Below are 15,309 nucleotides of genomic sequence, written 5' to 3'. Positions count from 1 at the left end.
GGCTTGCGCACCTGTCCCGCTTCGGTTACTGGGAAGGACGGCCCACGCCATGCCCGCAGATCTCGCCGTCATCGGACTCGGCCCGTTCGGCCTGCCCCTGGCCCAGGCCGCCGTCGCGGCCGGCATCCCGACCGTCGGCTACCGGACCGGCCCGGAGGCCGGCTCCCTCAGCGCGGCCGACCTGCGCCGGATGCTCTCGGGGGGCTTCCGGCACGCCACCGGCCCCGCCGAGCTCGGCCGGGTGCGCACCGCCGTCATCTGCGCGCCCACCCCGCGCGGCCCCGACGGCGCGCTCGACCTCACCCAGGTGGAGGCGGCCGCCCGCACCCTCGCCGCCCAGCTGCGCCCGCACACCACGGTCGTCCTGGAATCGGCCGCCCCGCCGGGCACCACGGAGGAAGTGCTGCGCCCCCTGCTCGAAGCGGGCTCCCGGCTGCGCGCGGGCCGCGACTTCCACCTCGCCTACTCCCCCAGCCGCGTCGACCCCGGCAACCGCGACTTCACCCCGGCCAACACCCCGAAGGTGATCGGCGGCCTCACGCCCGCCTGCACGGAGTCGGCCGCCGCCTTCTACTCGCGCCTCACGGACAAGGTGGTACGCGCGCGTGGCCCGCGCGAGGCGGAGACGGTGCAGCTCCTGGAGACGAATTTCCGCCACGTCAACATCGCGCTCGTCAACGAGATGGCCGTCCTCTGCCACGACCTCGGCGTCGACCTCTGGGACGTCATCCGCTGCGCGGAGACCAAACCGTTCGGTTTCCAGGCCTTCCGCCCCGGCCCGGGCGTCGGCGGCCACACCGTCCCCCAGGACCTGACCGCCCCGGCCGGCCGCACCCTGCGCATGGTCGAACTGGCCCAGCAGGTCAACAGCCAGATGCCCCGCTACGTCGTCCAGCGCGCGGCCGCCCTCCTGAACGAGCACGGCAAGTCGGCGCGGGGCGCGCGCGTACTCCTTCTGGGTGTGACGTACAAGCCGGACCTGGCCGACCAGCAGGGCACGCCCGCGCGCGAGATCGCGGTCCGGCTGATGGAGCTGGGCGCCTCGGTGAGCTACCACGACCCGCACGTCCCGTCCTGGAACGTCCTGGACCGCCCGGTCCCGCGCGCCGACTCCCTCTACGAGGCGGCGGCCGACGCCGACCTCACGATCCTGCTCCAGCAGCACCGCACGTACGACCTGCAGGGCCTGTCGGTGAAGGCCCAGCTGCTGCTGGACACACGCGGAGCCACACCGACGGGGGCGGCGCACCGGTTGTGAAGGGGGGCGCGCACGTGCTTGGTGGGCCCCGGGCGCTGCTGGCGTGGCCTCCCGGGCACCGGTAAGTTGGGAACAGGTGGAGCCCACCGCAGCGGTCACTGCGGCAGGCTCCCGGATGGTTCACGGAGTGTCCGCCCCTAGGTTGTGTGGGGGCGGCCGCTCACCAGCCGAAAATCCGCAAGATCCACCTCCGGCACTTCACCATCCACAGACGGATCCGATCCCAGCGAGTGGGCTTGCGGTGACGTCCATGGGCGCCCCCTTCCACGACACCGCCCATCGACCCGGTAGGCAGCACGTCGGACATCGGGCCGGGCCCCGAGGAGCGGGGTCCGGAACCAAGTCCCTGGAAGGGGGCGCTCCAGCAACCTGGTGCGCCGAAACCGACGTTGTCGCCCGCCGACCGGCTGACCAGCCGATATCGGGCGGGAACGCAACCGCACGCCCCCGCACCACCTCACGCGCCCGCGCAAGCCCCAGGCACGCGAAGGGGGCCGGTCACCCGTCGGGTGGCCGGCCCCCTTGTCGTGGGTCTCAGCGTCGGTGCTGGGAGTCCGCCACCGTCACCTCGACGCGCTGGAACTCCTTGAGCTCGCTGTAGCCGGTCGTGGCCATCGCGCGGCGCAGGGCGCCGAAGAGGTTCATGGAGCCGTCGGGGGTGTGCGAGGGGCCGGTGAGGACCTCCTCGATCGTGCCGACCGTGCCGAGGTCGACCTTCTTGCCGCGCGGCAGCTCCTCGTTGACGGCCTCCATGCCCCAGTGGTGGCCGCGGCCCGGCGCGTCCGTGGCGCGCGCGAGCGGCGAGCCCATCATCACCGCGTCCGCGCCGCAGGCGATCGCCTTCGGCAGGTCGCCGGACCAGCCGACGCCGCCGTCGGCGATGACGTGCACGTACCGGCCGCCCGACTCGTCCATGTAGTCGCGGCGGGCGGCTGCCACGTCGGCGACGGCGGTCGCCATGGGCACCTGGATGCCCAGCACGTTCCTCGTCGTGTGCGCCGCGCCGCCGCCGAAGCCGACCAGCACACCCGCCGCGCCCGTACGCATCAGGTGCAGGGCCGCGGTGTACGTGGCGCAGCCGCCGACGATCACCGGGACGTCGAGCTCGTAGATGAACTGCTTCAGGTTCAGCGGCTCGTGCGAGCCGGAGACGTGCTCCGCGGAGACCGTCGTACCGCGGATGACGAAGATGTCCACGCCCGCGTCCACGACCGCCTTGGAGAACTGCGCGGTGCGCTGCGGGGAGAGCGCGGCGGCCGTGACCACGCCGGAGTCGCGCACCTCCTTGAGGCGCGCGCCGATCAGCTCCTCCTTGATGGGGGCCGCGTAGATCTCCTGCAGGCGCCGGGTCGCGGCCTCGGCGGGCAGCTCGACGATCTCGTCGAGGAGCGGCTGCGGGTCCTCGTGACGGGTCCACAGGCCCTCGAGGTTCAGCACGCCCAGGCCGCCGAGCTCGCCGATGCGGATCGCGGTGGCCGGGGAGACGACCGAGTCCATGGGGGCGGCCAGGAAGGGCAGCTCGAAGCGGTAGGCGTCGATCTGCCAGGCGATCGAGACCTCCTTCGGGTCCCGCGTACGGCGGCTGGGGACGACGGCGATGTCGTCGAAGGCGTACGCCCGGCGGCCGCGCTTGCCGCGCCCGATCTCGATCTCAGTCACGTCTGTGGCCTTTCCCTGATGCGTTGCAGCGTCTTCCAGTATCGCCGACGGGTACGGCAAGGGCGGCCCCGGATGCTCCCGGGGCCGCCCCTCACAACGCCTGTCGCCTACTTGCTGCTGTAGTTCGGCGCCTCGACCGTCATCTGGATGTCGTGCGGGTGGCTCTCCTTCAGGCCCGCGGAGGTGATCCGCACGAAGCGGCCCTTGGACTCCATCTCCTCGATGGTCGCCGCGCCCACATAGCCCATGGTCTGGCGCAGACCGCCGACGAGCTGGTGCAGGACGCTGGCCAGCGGGCCGCGGTAGGGCACCTGCCCCTCGATGCCCTCGGGCACGAGCTTGTCGTCGGAGGCGACCTCGGCCTGGAAGTAGCGGTCCTTCGAGTACGACCTGCCCTGGCCGCGGGACTGCATCGCACCGAGCGAGCCCATGCCGCGGTACGACTTGAACTGCTTGCCGTTGATGAACTGCAGCTCGCCGGGCGACTCCTCGCAGCCCGCGAGCAGCGAGCCCAGCATCACCGTGTCGGCACCGGCCGCGAGGGCCTTGCCGATGTCGCCGGAGTACTGCAGGCCGCCGTCGCCGATCAGCGGGATACCGGCCGGGCGGGCGGCGAGGGAGGCCTCGTAGATGGCGGTGACCTGCGGGACGCCGATGCCGGCGACCACGCGCGTGGTGCAGATGGAGCCGGGGCCGACACCGACCTTGATGCCGTCGACACCGGAGTCGATCAGCGCCTGGGCGCCGTCGCGGGTGGCGACGTTGCCGCCGATCACGTCGACGGCCACGGCCGACTTGATCTTCGACATCCAGCTGAGCGCGTTGCTGTTGTGGCCGTGCGAGGTGTCGACGACCAGGAAGTCCACGCCGGCCTCGGCGAGCGCCTGGGCGCGCTCCAGCGCCTCGGGGCTGGCGCCGACGGCGGCACCGACGAGCAGGCGGCCCTCGGCGTCCTTGGCGGCGTTCGGGTACTTCTCCGCCTTGACGAAGTCCTTGACCGTGATCAGCCCCTTGAGGACCCCGGCGTCGTCGACCAGCGGAAGCTTCTCGATCTTGTGCTTGCGCAGCAGCTCCATGGCGTCCACACCGGAGATGCCGACCTTGCCGGTGACCAGCGGCATCGGCGTCATGACCTCGCGCACCTGGCGGCCGCGGTCGGTCTCGAAGGCCATGTCACGGTTGGTGACGATTCCGAGCAGCTTGCCGGCGGGGTCGGTCACGGGGACACCGCTGATGCGGAACTTGGCGCACAGCGCGTCCGCCTCGGCGAGCGTGGCCTCGGGGTGCACCGTGATGGGGTCGGTGACCATGCCGGACTCGGACCGCTTGACCAGGTCGACCTGGTTGACCTGGTCCTCGACCGAGAGGTTGCGGTGCAGCACGCCGACACCGCCGAGCCGGGCCATCGCGATGGCCATGCGGGACTCGGTCACCTTGTCCATCGCCGCGGACAGCAGCGGGATGTTGACCCGGACGTTGCGGGAGATGCGGGACGAGGTGTCGACCGCGTTGGGGAGCACCTCGGACGCTCCCGGCAGCAGCAGCACGTCGTCGTAGGTCAGCCCGAGTGTCGCGAATTTACCGGGCACTCCGTCGACGTTTGCAGTCATGACACCTTCCCCAAATGGCCTTGATCGGTGCGGATGTCCATGCTAACGGGAAGCAGGGCCGTCGAATTCCACGGTTCCGCCTGACCTCGGGCTTCGTATGTTCGTACGGAATCCCCGAGCGGCCTGTTCAAAGAAGGCGTCGACCGCCCGGAAACTACTGTTCCGCCAGTGCCCTGAGGCGGCTCAGGGCCCGGTGCTGCGCCACCCGGACCGCTCCGGGTGACATTCCCAACATCTGGCCGGTCTCCTCGGCCGTGAGGCCCACCGCGATGCGCAGCAGCAACAGCTCCCGCTGGTTCTCCGGCAGGTTGGCCAGCAGTTTCTTGGCCCATTCGGCGTCGCTGCTGAGCAGCGCGCGCTCTTCCGGGCCCAGTGAGTCGTCCGGCCGCTCGGGCATCTCGTCGGACGGGACCGCCGTCGAGCCCGGATGCCGCATCGCCGCCCGCTGCAGGTCGGCGACCTTGTGCGCGGCGATGGCGAAGACGAACGCCTCGAAGGGCCGCCCGGTGTCCCGGTAGCGCGGGAGCGCGAGCAGGACGGCGACGCAGACCTCCTGTGCGAGGTCCTCGACGAAGTGGCGCGCGTCGCCCGGAAGGCGGGACAGACGGGTGCGGCAGTACCGCAGCGCCAGCGGGTGGACATGGGCGAGCAGGTCGTGCGTGGCCTGCTCGTCCCCGTCTACGGCGCGATGGACGAGTGGCCCGATCGCCCCTGCGGCTTGGACCGCCTCGTCGTCGCGCATCGGTCCATGGTGCCCTGTGGCCGTCGGATCCGTGGCGCCACGCCCGATGTTGTGCACTGAAGCGTTATGAGCAGGTGCGCCGGCACTCATCCCCTGCGCCCTCCCCTTCCGCTCGACCGACTCGTCCCCGAGAGACTCCACATCTCCAAGGATGCGGCATCCGCGCCGAAACGAGCAGCGGGTACCAAGGGGACTGCTTGACCACCCCTGCAACCGCGCCCCCTCAGGGGCGCGGGGAACTGCGCGACCAGCCACAACGAACCCGCAGCCGCCAGGCGGCAGAAGGCGGCACCCCGGTGGGCCTAACGAACCAGACCCCACCGGAAGCCGAGCGCCACCGCATGCGCCCGGTCCGACGCACCCAGCTTCTTGAACAGCCGTCGCGCGTGCGTCTTCACGGTGTCCTCGGAGAGGAAGAGCTCCCGCCCGATCTCCGCGTTGGACCGCCCGTGGCTCATGCCTTCGAGCACCTGGATCTCACGCGCTGTGAGCGTCGGCGCCGCGCCCATCTCGGCGGACCGCAGCCGCCGCGGGGCGAGCCGCCAGGTCGGGTCCGCGAGCGCCTGGGTCACGGTCGCGCGCAACTCCGCGCGCGAGGCGTCCTTGTGGAGGTAGCCGCGCGCTCCGGCGGCGACCGCGAGCGCCACGCCGTCCAGGTCCTCGGCGACGGTCAGCATGATGATGCGCGCGCCGGGGTCGGCCGACAGCAGCCGGCGCACGGTCTCGACGCCGCCCAGACCGGGCATGCGTACGTCCATCAGAATCAGGTCCGAACGGTCCGCGCCCCAGCGGCGGAGGACTTCCTCGCCGTTGGCCGCGGTCGTCACGCGCTCGACGCCGGGTACGGTCGCGACCGCGCGGCGCAGCGCCTCTCGGGCAAGCGGGGAGTCGTCGCAGACGAGGACGGATGTCATGGCCGCCCTCCGCAGCTGATGCACGTCACCTTGAGCCTCCAGGCTGGTACGAAATCGTCACCTGTGCGGTCGACCGTCCCGGACGCCCGCCCGAGCGCTTGTTGCGTCAACCGCCACCGCACTCTCAACGACGGTCACTCGAAAGAGTTACGGGGCTGTGTGCCATCTTCGGCACTCTACGTGAGGGCACGGACACGGTGCAGACATGCGGGGCTGACCCACAACGTTTCATCACAACCGGTGCCCCATTCGGCCCCTTTTCTTCCCATCTACTGGTGTCTGAGGCTAGATTCGCAATGAGTCATATTTTCATCTCCTTAGATCGTAGTTACACGGTCGTCGGCACCGTATCCGCTCAGTACGGCTACAAGGGGTCACGTAATGGCAGATTTCTCCCGCCTTCCCGGACCGAACGCGGACCTGTGGGACTGGCAGCTCCTGGCCGCCTGTCGCGGGGTGGACAGCTCGCTCTTCTTTCATCCGGAGGGCGAGCGAGGCGCGGCCCGGAGCGCTCGCGAGAACTCGGCCAAGGAGGTCTGCATGAGGTGCCCGGTGCGCGCGCAGTGCGCGGCGCACGCGCTGGCGGTGAGGGAGCCGTACGGCGTGTGGGGCGGCCTGACCGAGGACGAGCGCGAAGAACTGATGGGACGGGCCCGGAACCGGCTGGTCTCGGCGATGGCCGGCAGCGGGGACAGCGTCTCGAACAACTGAAGGAACGTTTTTGCGATTCCGCGGTACCGAGCTCCCGGACCCCGAGCTCCCGACGAGAAGGGCACGTACGCGTGCCCTTCTTTTTCGCGGCCGTGGCCGGCCCTTTCCCGGCCGTGGCCGGCTCTCTCCCGCCCGTCCGGCACCCGGCGGCTCCTCCCTACTGCCGGGCCGCCGCGCGCCCGAGCTGCTCCAGCGTCGCCGCCACCGCCGGCACCTGGGCCAGGTCGGGCAGGGTCAGCGCCACGATCTCGCGCCGCACCGCCGGCCGGAGCGTGAGCACGCGCGCGTGGCGCGGCCGTACGGACTCCAGGGCGAGCTGCGGCAGGACGGCGACGCCCAGGCCGGCGCCGACGAGGCCCACGACGGCCGGATAGTCGTCGGTGGCGAAGTCGATCCGGGGGGTGAAGCCGGCCCCCTCGCACACCTCCACCAACTGCCCCCGGCAGCGCGGGCATCCGGCGATCCAGGGCTCCTCGGCCAGCTCCCCGATGCCGACGGAACCCGCCCCCGCGAGCCGGTGCCGCTCCGGCACCAGTCCGACGAGCCGGTCGGTCAGCAGCGGCCGTACGACGAGGTCGTCCCACTCCTCGGCGCCCGCCGCGCCCTCGTAGCGGAAGGCGAGCGCCACGTCGCACTCGCCCTCGCGCAGCATCTCCACGGACGCGGGCGGTTCGGCCTCCTCCAGGAAGACGCGGGTGCCGGGATGGGCGGCGCGCAGGGCGGCGAGGGCGGCCGGTACGAGGGTGGAGCTGCCGCTGGGGAACGACACGAGCCGGACGCGCCCCGCCCGCAGTCCGGCGATGGCGGCCACCTCCTCCTCGGCGGCGGTGAGCCCGGCCAGGATGCCGTTGGCGTGCCGCACGAGCGCCTCGCCCGCCTGGGTCAGCCGCATCTCCCGCCCGCTGCGCACGAGCAGCGGGGTGCCGACGGATGACTCCAGGGCCTTCATCTGCTGGCTGACAGCGGGCTGGGTGCAGCCCAGTTCGCGCCCAGCCGCGGAGAAGGAGCCGGTGGTGGCGACGGCGCGCAGCACGCGCAGATGTCGGGCTTCGATCACACCGTCAAGGATAAGAGATCCTTTTACCCGGTGCCGATTGATGCGTCACCGCTTTGAGTGTCTCCCGCCCGTGTCCGCAGGAGTCGGTGCGGAAGTGCCGGGCGGCGTATGGCTCCTGAGACGTCGTCGAGACCCGGCGGAGATCGGAATAGCCGGGTCCGGGTAACTACCCTTGGGCCATGACAACGGCTCTGATTACGGGATCGACCGCGGGCATCGGCGCGGCCTTCGCACGGCGGCTGGCGGGTGACGGGCACAACCTGGTGCTCGTCGCGCGCGACACCAAGCGGCTGCGGGAGCAGGCGACCGAGCTGCACGACCGGCACGGCATCGAGGCCGAGGTCCTCACGGCCGACCTCGCGACGGACGACGGCATCGAAACGGTCGCCGCCCGCCTCGCCGACAGGAATAACCCCGTCGACCTGCTGGTCAACAACGCCGGCTTCGGCAACAAGGGCCGCTACCTCGACGTCTCCATGGCCGACGAGCTGAAGATGCTCAAGGTCCACTGCGAGGCGGTCCTGCGACTGACGTCGGCGGCGACCGAGGCGATGCGGGAGCGGGGGCGCGGCGGGGTCGTCAACGTCGCCTCCGTGGCCGCCTTCGTGCCGCGCGGCACGTACGGGGCGTCCAAGGCGTGGGTCGTGCAGTTCACCCAGGGGGCGGCGAAGGACCTCGCGGGCAGCGGGGTCCGGCTGATGGCGCTGTGCCCGGGCTTCGTGCGCACGGAGTTCCACCAGCGGGCCGGGATGGGCACCGACAACATCCCCGGCTGGATGTGGCTCGACGCGGACAAGCTGGTGGCGTCGGCGCTGGGCGATCTGGCGCGGGGGAAGTCGTTGTCGATCCCCGACCCCCGGTACAAGGCGCTGATGGGGCTCGTGAAGGTCACCCCGCGGGCGCTGCTGGGCGGGATCACCTCACGGACCGGGCGCAAGTACGGGCCTCAGTGAACGAGGCACCGGCGCGCTCCGGTGGGAAAATGGTCCGGTACGACCGGATCCAGGGGGGCCGGAGGCGATGGTGCCATGACTTTCGTTCAGATCATCGACTGCAGGACCAGCCACTTCGACGACATCGACCGGCTGATGAACACATGGGTCGAGCAGACCAAGGGGAAGCGCACGGCGACGCACGCGGTGGTCGGCAAGGACCACTCCGACGCCTCGCACTTCATCGAGATCGTGGAGTTCCCGTCGTACGAGGAGGCGATGCGCAACTCCGGCCTGCCCGAGACGGACAGGATCTTCCGGGAGATGGTGGCCCTCTGCGACGAGATGCCGACCTTCACGGACCTGGACGTGGTGCGGGACGACCAGTTGCACGCGGTGAACGTGCGGCGGTTCTTCGAAAGGATCGCGCAGAAGGGGGAGCTGCCGGCGCTCGACGAACTGGTCGCCGAGAACTATCACGACCACGATCCCGGCAAGGAGCAGGACACCCTGGGCATGGACGCCATGCGGCGGGACATCCGGATGTGGCGCGCCGGGTTCGACTACACCTTCGACATCGAGGACCAGATCTCGCAGGGAGACCGGGTGTGCACCCGGTGGACCTGGCGCGGGACCCACAGCGGTGAGTTCATGGGGCTGCCGGCCACCGGGCGGAGCGTCGTGATGACCGGGACGACCGTCTTCCGCTGCGACGAGGACGGGAAGCTCGCCGAGGGGTGGTGGCAGTACGACCGGCTCGGGCTGATGGAGCAGCTGGGCGCGCTCGACGCGCTGGAGCAGTAGGGGAACGCGAAGGCCCGGCACCCATCGGGTGCCGGGCCTCGGTGCTGACCTGGGTCAGTGGGAGTGACCGTGGCCGTGGCCCGCGGCCGCCGGCTCCTCCTCTTCCTTCTTCTCGACGACCAGGGTCTCGGTCGTGAGGAGCAGGGAGGCGATGGAGGCGGCGTTCTCCAGGGCGGAGCGGGTGACCTTGACCGGGTCAATGACGCCGGCCTTGATCAGGTCGCCGTACTCGCCGGTGGCGGCGTTGAAGCCCTGGCCCTTGTCGAGGTCGGCGACCTTGGAGGTGATGACGTAGCCCTCCAGGCCGGCGTTCTCGGCGATCCAGCGCAGCGGCTCGACGACCGCGCGGCGGACCACGGCGACACCGGTGGCCTCGTCGCCGGTGCGGCCGAGGCCGCCGTCCAGCACCTTGGCGGCGTGGACCAGAGCGGAGCCACCACCGGAGACGATGCCCTCCTCGACCGCGGCGCGGGTCGCGGAGATGGCGTCCTCCAGACGGTGCTTCTTCTCCTTCAGCTCCACCTCGGTGGCGGCGCCGACCTTGATCACGCACACGCCGCCGGCCAGCTTCGCGAGGCGCTCCTGGAGCTTCTCGCGGTCCCAGTCGGAGTCGGTGTTCTCGATCTCGGCCTTGATCTGGTTGACGCGGCCGACGACGTCCTCGGAGTTGCCGGCGCCGTCGACGATGGTCGTGTCGTCCTTGGTGACGGTCACGCGGCGGGCGGAGCCCAGCACGTCCAGACCGGCCTGGTCGAGCTTGAGGCCGACCTCCTCGGAGATGACCGTGGCGCCGGTGAGGACCGCCATGTCCTGCAGCATCGCCTTGCGGCGGTCACCGAAGCCGGGGGCCTTGACCGCGACCGCGTTGAAGGTGCCGCGGATCTTGTTGACGACCAGGGTGGACAGGGCCTCGCCCTCGACGTCCTCGGCGATGATCAGCAGCGGCTTGGAGGAGCCGGCCTGGATGACCTTCTCCAGCAGCGGCAGCAGGTCGGCGATCGAGGAGATCTTGCCCTGGTTGATCAGGATGTACGGGTCGTCGAGGACGGCCTCCATACGCTCCTGGTCGGTGACGAAGTACGGGGACAGGTAGCCCTTGTCGAAGGCCATGCCCTCGGTGAAGTCCAGCTCCAGACCGAAGGTGTTGGACTCCTCGACGGTGATGACACCGTCCTTGCCGACCTTGTCCATCGCCTCGGCGATGAGCTCGCCGACCTGGCTGTCCTGGGCGGACAGGCCGGCCACGGCGGCGATGTCGGACTTCTCGTCGATCGGGCGGGCGGTCGCGAGAAGTTCCTCGGAGATCGCGGCGACGGCCGCGTCGATGCCCTTCTTCAGCAGCGCCGGGGAGGCACCCGCGGCCACGTTCTTCAGGCCCTCGCGTACCAGCGCCTGGGCGAGCACGGTGGCGGTGGTGGTGCCGTCACCAGCGATGTCGTTGGTCTTGGTCGCCACCTCCTTCACCAGCTGCGCGCCGAGGTTCTCGTACGGGTCCTCGATCTCGACCTCGCGGGCGATGGTGACGCCGTCGTTGGTGATGGTCGGGGCGCCGAACTTCTTGTCGATGACGACGTTGCGGCCCTTGGGACCGATCGTCACCTTGACCGTGTCGGCCAGCTTGTTGACGCCGCGCTCGAGGGCGCGACGGGCGTCCTCGTCGAACTTCAGGATCTTCGCCATGACAGCGGGAGCCCTCTCGGAATCTGTGGGTTCAAAAAGACACTGCGCCCCGGGCGCCCGGCTTCTTATCGGTCGCGGGGGGCCAGGGGCGCAGTTCGGAAAAACTCTGAGGCAGTACTACTTCTCGATGATCGCGAGCACGTCGCGAGCCGAGAGGACGAGGTACTCCTCGCCGTTGTACTTCACCTCGGTGCCGCCGTACTTGCTGTACAGCACGATGTCGCCGGTCTTGACGTCGAGCGGCAGGCGCTCGCCGTTCTCGAACCGGCCCGGGCCCACGGCCAGGACGACGCCCTCCTGGGGCTTCTCCTTGGCGGTGTCCGGGATGACCAGGCCAGAGGCCGTGGTCTGCTCGGCGTCCAGCGGCTGGACCACAATGCGGTCCTCGAGCGGCTTGATGGCAACCTTGGAGCTGGCGGTCGTCACGATCCGACCTCCCCCTTCGGAGATCTCACGGGGTTAACTGTCTGAGGTGGCGACCAGGTCGATCCGTCGTCGCGGGTGCCGGACCTGCCCGTCGCTTGTTTGGCACTCTCCAGGGGGGAGTGCCAGAGCCGAGACTATGACCGCGATTAGCACTCGGTCAAGCGGACTGCTAATCCCGACGGCGCGTCGGCCCCGGGAGACGGTCGAAGCGGCGCGCCGCGGAAGGGTGCCGGCCGCCGTGCCGGACGCGTACCGTCGGCCCATGCCCTCCCGGTCCCTGTCGTCCGACGGCTGCGCGCTCGTGGTTCTCCTCCCGGCCGAAGTCGCCTTCGGCCTGGTGTTCGCCGCCGCCCTGGCGCTGAACGGGCACGCGTGGGGCGCGATGGTGTGGCTGGGCGGGGCGGCGGTGGTGGCCCTGGCGGCCGCCGTCTTCTTCTTCCGGGACGGGTTCGCCGTGACCGGCGGGGGGCAGTTACTGGCGGCCCTGTTCTTCCTCGCGGTGGCGCTCGGCTACAGGTAGTCCTCCAGCCGTGCCACCGTCAGCCCGCGTTCCTGTGCCGCCCGCAGCAGTCCTCGGGTGCGTTCGACGAGGGTCGGGAAGGCCGACTCGCCCGACGGCACCGAGACGATGTCGCCCGCCCGCAGCCGGCGCTCGCCCCGGGCGAACGTCGGCTCCCCGGCCTCCATCGACGCCCGCCACAGCACGACCGCCGAGACACCGCAGTCGGCCGCCGCGCGCAGGGTGGTGGTGTCGTAGGTGCCGTACGGCGGGCGGAAGAGGCGGGGGCGGACGCCGAAGCGGGAGCGGAGCTTGTCCTGCTGGCCGCAGATCTCGGCGCGCTGGCCCGCGTAGGGCAGACCGCGCAGGGCGGAGTGGTCGAGGGTGTGGTTCTGGATGCCGGCGCCCGCCGAGCGCAGGCGGGCGAAGTGGCCGTACCTCGGTCCGACGACGCTGTCGGTGAGGAACATGCTGACCGGCAGGCGCAGTTCACGGACCATGTCGACGAAGCGGGGGTCCTGCTCGGCGCCGTCGTCGTAGGTGAGGAAGACGACCCTGTCGCGGGTGGCGACGCGGGAGACGACGGGCAGGGGGCGCGCCGCGCGGGCCGTCCGGGCGCGCGCCGGTCTCGGGGGGCGGGCCAGCGGCTCCGGCAGGCCCCAGCGCCGGAACGGCGGTACGGCGGCGCCCGAGGGGCCGTCGGCCCGCACCCGCTGGGCCGCCTTCTCACCGAGCCGTTCGATGGGCGCGACGGACGGGGCGCAGCCGGTGAGCAGGACCAGCGCCAGGACGCCCGTCACCAGGCCCCGGCGCCTCACAGGTAGTCCTCCAGGCGGGCCACCGCGTACCCCTCGGCAGTGACCTTGTTCAGGAAGCGCCGCATGTCGTCGACCATGGTGCCCTTCCACTCGGCGCGGCCCCGGAAGTGGGTGAGCACGATGTCGCCGGGGTGCAGGTCCCGGTCGTCCTCCCGGTACTCCCAGTGGTCGACGAAGACCTCCTCGTCCCAGATCGGCGCGTACCGGATGCCGCAGGACTTCGCGGCGCGCAGGGTGTCCTGGTTGTAGTTGCCGAAGGGCGGCCGGAAGACGGTCGGGGCCTTGCCGAACTGCCTCTTCATGATTTCCTGCATGCCGCAGATCTCGCGCTTCTGCCGCGCGTACGACAGCCCCGGCAGGTAGGGGTGGGTGAGGGTGTGGTTGTTGAGGGTGACGCCCTTGGACTGCATGTCGCGGAAGTACGCGTAGTCGTCCTTGACCAGGAAGTTGCTGAGGAAGGCGGAGTACGGGATCTTCAGCTGGTTCATCATCCGCAGGAACGCCCGGTCCTTCTCGGCGCCGTCGTCGATGGTGAGGAAGACGACCTTCTGCCGGGTGGGGACCGTGGTGAACACCGGCGGCAGGCCCAGCTCCTCCTGGTCGTCGACCTCGAAGCCCCGGCGGGCGGTGATGTGCGGCTTGTGCAGCGGCGGGGGCGGGGCCGTCAGGGGCACCTGCTTCAACCCCCAGTACCTGGCCGCCCGGGCGCGCGCGGCGTAGGCCGTGCGCAGCTTCGTGGCGTACGAGTCCAGGGCGCGGGCCTCGGACGACTTCAGGCGGGGCTGGCCGGCGGCCGGGCGTACCTCCCGGCCCGCGTCCTGCGCACAGCCGGAGGCGACGGCGGCGACGGCGACGGCGACGGCGACGGCGAGCACAGCGATTCCGCCACGGACTCGCGCCCCACAAGATGACCTGTTTTTGTCATTTTGTACTACTGCTCGCATGGGCCCGGATCTTCGCAGCCCCCGGCCCGCAACCCCGTCCGACACCTCGGCCGCACGCACACCGTCCCCCGGCTGGCCCACAATGAGCCGGTGAACGACCTCGCACCCCTTCTCACCCCCGAAGGCCGCGCCCTCCTCGACGAGGTGCGCGACACCGCCCCGGCCGACGAACTCGCCGTGGCGACCCGGCTGCGCCGCGACCACCCCGCCGAACTGGTGTCGGCGGCGCTCGGCCAGGCCCGGTTGCGGCAGCGGGCGGCGGCCAAGTTCGGCCAGGAGGACGCGGGGCGCATGTTCTTCACGCCCAACGGCGTCGAGCAGTCGACCCGGGCCGCCGTCGCCGCGTACCGGGCCGGGCGGCTGCGGGCGCTGGGCGTGACCTCGCTCGCGGACCTGTGCTGCGGAATCGGCGGGGACGCGATCGCGCTGGCCCGCGCGGGCATCAGGGTCCTCGCCGTGGACCGGGACCCGGTGACGGCGGCCGCGGCGCGGGCGAACGCCGAGGCGCTGGGGCTGACGGACCTGATCGAGGTGCGGGAGGCCGATGTCACGGAGGTCGGCACCACGGGCTGGGACGCCGTGTTCGTCGACCCCGCCCGGCGCGGCGGCCGGGGGCGCATCTTCGACCCCGAGGCCTACTCGCCGCCCCTGTCCTGGGCCGTCGAAGCGGCCCGCACGGCACCGCACGCCGCGCTGAAGGTCGCGCCCGGCATTCCGCACGAGGCCGTCCCGGCCGACGCCGAAGCCGAGTGGATCTCGGACGGCGGGGACGTGAAGGAGGCGGTGCTGTGGTTCGGGACGGCGCCGGGGGCGGTCCGGGCCACCCTGCTGCCCGGGCCGCGCACCCTGCTCGGCCGCGGCCTCCCCGACCCCGAAGTCCGGCCGGTCGGGCGGTACTTGTACGAGCCCGACGGCGCCGTCATCCGCGCCCACCTGGTCGCCGAGGTGGCCGAGGAGGTGGGCGGCGGCCTGATCGACCCGACCATCGCCTATGTCACCTCGGACGAGCGGCACGAGTCGCCGTATGCCACCGCCTACGAGATCACCGACCAACTCCCCTTCAACGTGAAGAAGTTGAAGGCACTGCTGCGCGAGCGCGGGGTCGGGACGCTGACCGTGAAGAAGCGCGGGTCGGCGGTGGAGCCGGAGGAACTGCGCAGGAAGGTCAAGCCGTCCGGCCCGCACTCGGCGACGGTGTTCCTGACGCGGGTCGCGGGGGCGCCGACCATGCTGATCGGTGCCCCCGCCGCCTAGC

Annotated in this window: 15 protein-coding genes; 6 read left to right on the top strand and 9 right to left on the bottom strand. The window is 71.1% G+C overall.

The genetic code is table 11. The features are described from left to right. Positions 1-49: 49 nt before the first annotated feature. On the top strand, positions 50-1,258 hold the full coding sequence (locus tag FBY22_RS00980; protein WP_142141985.1) for a nucleotide sugar dehydrogenase: 1,209 nt from the start codon (positions 50-52) through the stop codon (positions 1,256-1,258). A gap of 534 nt (positions 1,259-1,792) precedes the next feature. Here the strand turns inward: FBY22_RS00980 and FBY22_RS00975 are convergent. The 4 genes from FBY22_RS00975 to FBY22_RS00960 form a co-directional block, all read right to left on the bottom strand. Next, the gene (locus tag FBY22_RS00975; protein WP_142141984.1) at positions 1,793-2,917 is read right to left on the bottom strand and encodes a GuaB3 family IMP dehydrogenase-related protein; all 1,125 of its coding nucleotides are present in this window, start codon (positions 2,915-2,917) and stop codon (positions 1,793-1,795) included. A gap of 107 nt (positions 2,918-3,024) precedes the next feature. After that, positions 3,025-4,527, bottom strand: coding sequence for an IMP dehydrogenase (gene guaB / locus FBY22_RS00970; RefSeq protein WP_142141983.1), 1,503 nt, complete (start codon positions 4,525-4,527; stop codon positions 3,025-3,027). A gap of 154 nt (positions 4,528-4,681) precedes the next feature. After that, on the bottom strand, positions 4,682-5,269 hold the full coding sequence (locus FBY22_RS00965; protein WP_142141982.1) for a sigma-70 family RNA polymerase sigma factor: 588 nt from the start codon (positions 5,267-5,269) through the stop codon (positions 4,682-4,684). A gap of 302 nt (positions 5,270-5,571) precedes the next feature. After that, positions 5,572-6,183, bottom strand: a complete 612-nt coding sequence (locus FBY22_RS00960) for a response regulator transcription factor (RefSeq protein WP_003948568.1) — start codon at positions 6,181-6,183, stop codon at positions 5,572-5,574. A gap of 381 nt (positions 6,184-6,564) precedes the next feature. On the opposite strand from FBY22_RS00960, the gene FBY22_RS00955 reads away from it, so the two are divergent. Beyond that, entirely contained in the window at positions 6,565-6,894 is a 330-nt protein-coding gene (locus FBY22_RS00955) for a WhiB family transcriptional regulator (RefSeq protein WP_142141981.1), read from the top strand. A 157-nt stretch (positions 6,895-7,051) separates the two neighbouring features. Here FBY22_RS00955 and FBY22_RS00950 read toward each other — a convergent pair whose 3' ends face one another. Beyond that, on the bottom strand, positions 7,052-7,951 hold the full coding sequence (locus tag FBY22_RS00950) for a LysR family transcriptional regulator (RefSeq protein ID WP_142141980.1): 900 nt from the start codon (positions 7,949-7,951) through the stop codon (positions 7,052-7,054). A gap of 179 nt (positions 7,952-8,130) precedes the next feature. Here FBY22_RS00950 and FBY22_RS00945 point away from each other — a divergent pair, with 179 nt between their 5' ends. Both FBY22_RS00945 and FBY22_RS00940 read left to right on the top strand, forming a co-directional pair. Then, the gene (locus tag FBY22_RS00945) at positions 8,131-8,904 is read left to right on the top strand and encodes an SDR family oxidoreductase (RefSeq protein WP_142141979.1); all 774 of its coding nucleotides are present in this window, start codon (positions 8,131-8,133) and stop codon (positions 8,902-8,904) included. A gap of 75 nt (positions 8,905-8,979) precedes the next feature. Next, positions 8,980-9,687 (top strand): ester cyclase, encoded by a 708-nt coding sequence (locus tag FBY22_RS00940; protein ID WP_142141978.1) that lies wholly within the window; start codon positions 8,980-8,982, stop codon positions 9,685-9,687. Positions 9,688-9,741: 54 nt separating this feature from the next. Here FBY22_RS00940 and groL read toward each other — a convergent pair whose 3' ends face one another. Both groL and groES read right to left on the bottom strand, forming a co-directional pair. Next, on the bottom strand, positions 9,742-11,367 hold the full coding sequence (gene groL / locus FBY22_RS00930; RefSeq protein WP_142141977.1) for a chaperonin GroEL: 1,626 nt from the start codon (positions 11,365-11,367) through the stop codon (positions 9,742-9,744). Positions 11,368-11,484: 117 nt separating this feature from the next. Continuing rightward, a complete protein-coding gene (gene groES, locus FBY22_RS00925; RefSeq protein WP_055493212.1) occupies positions 11,485-11,793 on the bottom strand; it encodes a co-chaperone GroES in 309 nt (102 codons plus the stop codon). 262 nt (positions 11,794-12,055) lie between these two features. Between groES and FBY22_RS00920 the strand changes: the two genes are divergently transcribed. After that, a complete protein-coding gene (locus tag FBY22_RS00920; protein WP_142141976.1) occupies positions 12,056-12,313 on the top strand; it encodes a hypothetical protein in 258 nt (85 codons plus the stop codon). On the opposite strand, the gene FBY22_RS00915 is transcribed toward FBY22_RS00920, so the two are convergent. Beyond that, entirely contained in the window at positions 12,304-13,110 is an 807-nt protein-coding gene (locus FBY22_RS00915) for a polysaccharide deacetylase family protein (RefSeq protein WP_142141975.1), read from the bottom strand. The two genes, FBY22_RS00920 and FBY22_RS00915, sit on opposite strands and share 10 nt — an antisense overlap. After that, positions 13,107-14,054 carry a polysaccharide deacetylase family protein gene (locus FBY22_RS00910; RefSeq protein ID WP_142141974.1) on the bottom strand — a complete coding sequence of 316 codons (948 nt, stop codon included), beginning with the start codon at positions 14,052-14,054 and terminating at the stop codon, positions 13,107-13,109. Before FBY22_RS00910 ends, FBY22_RS00915 begins: the two co-directional genes overlap by 4 nt. Here FBY22_RS00910 and FBY22_RS00905 point away from each other — a divergent pair. Further along, positions 14,037-15,308 carry a THUMP-like domain-containing protein gene (locus FBY22_RS00905; RefSeq protein WP_142141973.1) on the top strand — a complete coding sequence of 424 codons (1,272 nt, stop codon included), beginning with the start codon at positions 14,037-14,039 and terminating at the stop codon, positions 15,306-15,308. The two genes, FBY22_RS00910 and FBY22_RS00905, sit on opposite strands and share 18 nt — an antisense overlap. The last annotated feature ends 1 nt before the right edge of the window (position 15,309 follow it).

The organism is Streptomyces sp. SLBN-31, assembly GCF_006715395.1.
Taxonomy (GTDB): domain Bacteria; phylum Actinomycetota; class Actinomycetes; order Streptomycetales; family Streptomycetaceae; genus Streptomyces.
The sequence above is the reverse complement of the archived record's forward strand: the minus strand, read 5'-3'. Positions and strand labels throughout refer to the sequence as shown.

Bases quoted from the DNA above. Each gene is read 5' to 3' on its own strand.
- FBY22_RS00980 (WP_142141985.1), top strand. From the start codon at position 50: ATGCCCGCAGATCTCGCCGTCATCGGACTCGGCCCGTTCGGCCTGCCC.
- guaB (WP_142141983.1), bottom strand. From the start codon at position 4,527: ATGACTGCAAACGTCGACGGAGTGCCCGGTAAATTCGCGACACTCGGG.
- FBY22_RS00965 (WP_142141982.1), bottom strand. From the start codon at position 5,269: ATGCGCGACGACGAGGCGGTCCAAGCCGCAGGGGCGATCGGGCCACTC.
- FBY22_RS00960 (WP_003948568.1), bottom strand. From the start codon at position 6,183: ATGACATCCGTCCTCGTCTGCGACGACTCCCCGCTTGCCCGAGAGGCG.
- FBY22_RS00955 (WP_142141981.1), top strand. From the start codon at position 6,565: ATGGCAGATTTCTCCCGCCTTCCCGGACCGAACGCGGACCTGTGGGAC.
- FBY22_RS00945 (WP_142141979.1), top strand. From the start codon at position 8,131: ATGACAACGGCTCTGATTACGGGATCGACCGCGGGCATCGGCGCGGCC.
- FBY22_RS00940 (WP_142141978.1), top strand. From the start codon at position 8,980: ATGACTTTCGTTCAGATCATCGACTGCAGGACCAGCCACTTCGACGAC.
- groL (WP_142141977.1), bottom strand. From the start codon at position 11,367: ATGGCGAAGATCCTGAAGTTCGACGAGGACGCCCGTCGCGCCCTCGAG.
- FBY22_RS00920 (WP_142141976.1), top strand. From the start codon at position 12,056: ATGCCCTCCCGGTCCCTGTCGTCCGACGGCTGCGCGCTCGTGGTTCTC.
- FBY22_RS00910 (WP_142141974.1), bottom strand. From the start codon at position 14,054: ATGCGAGCAGTAGTACAAAATGACAAAAACAGGTCATCTTGTGGGGCG.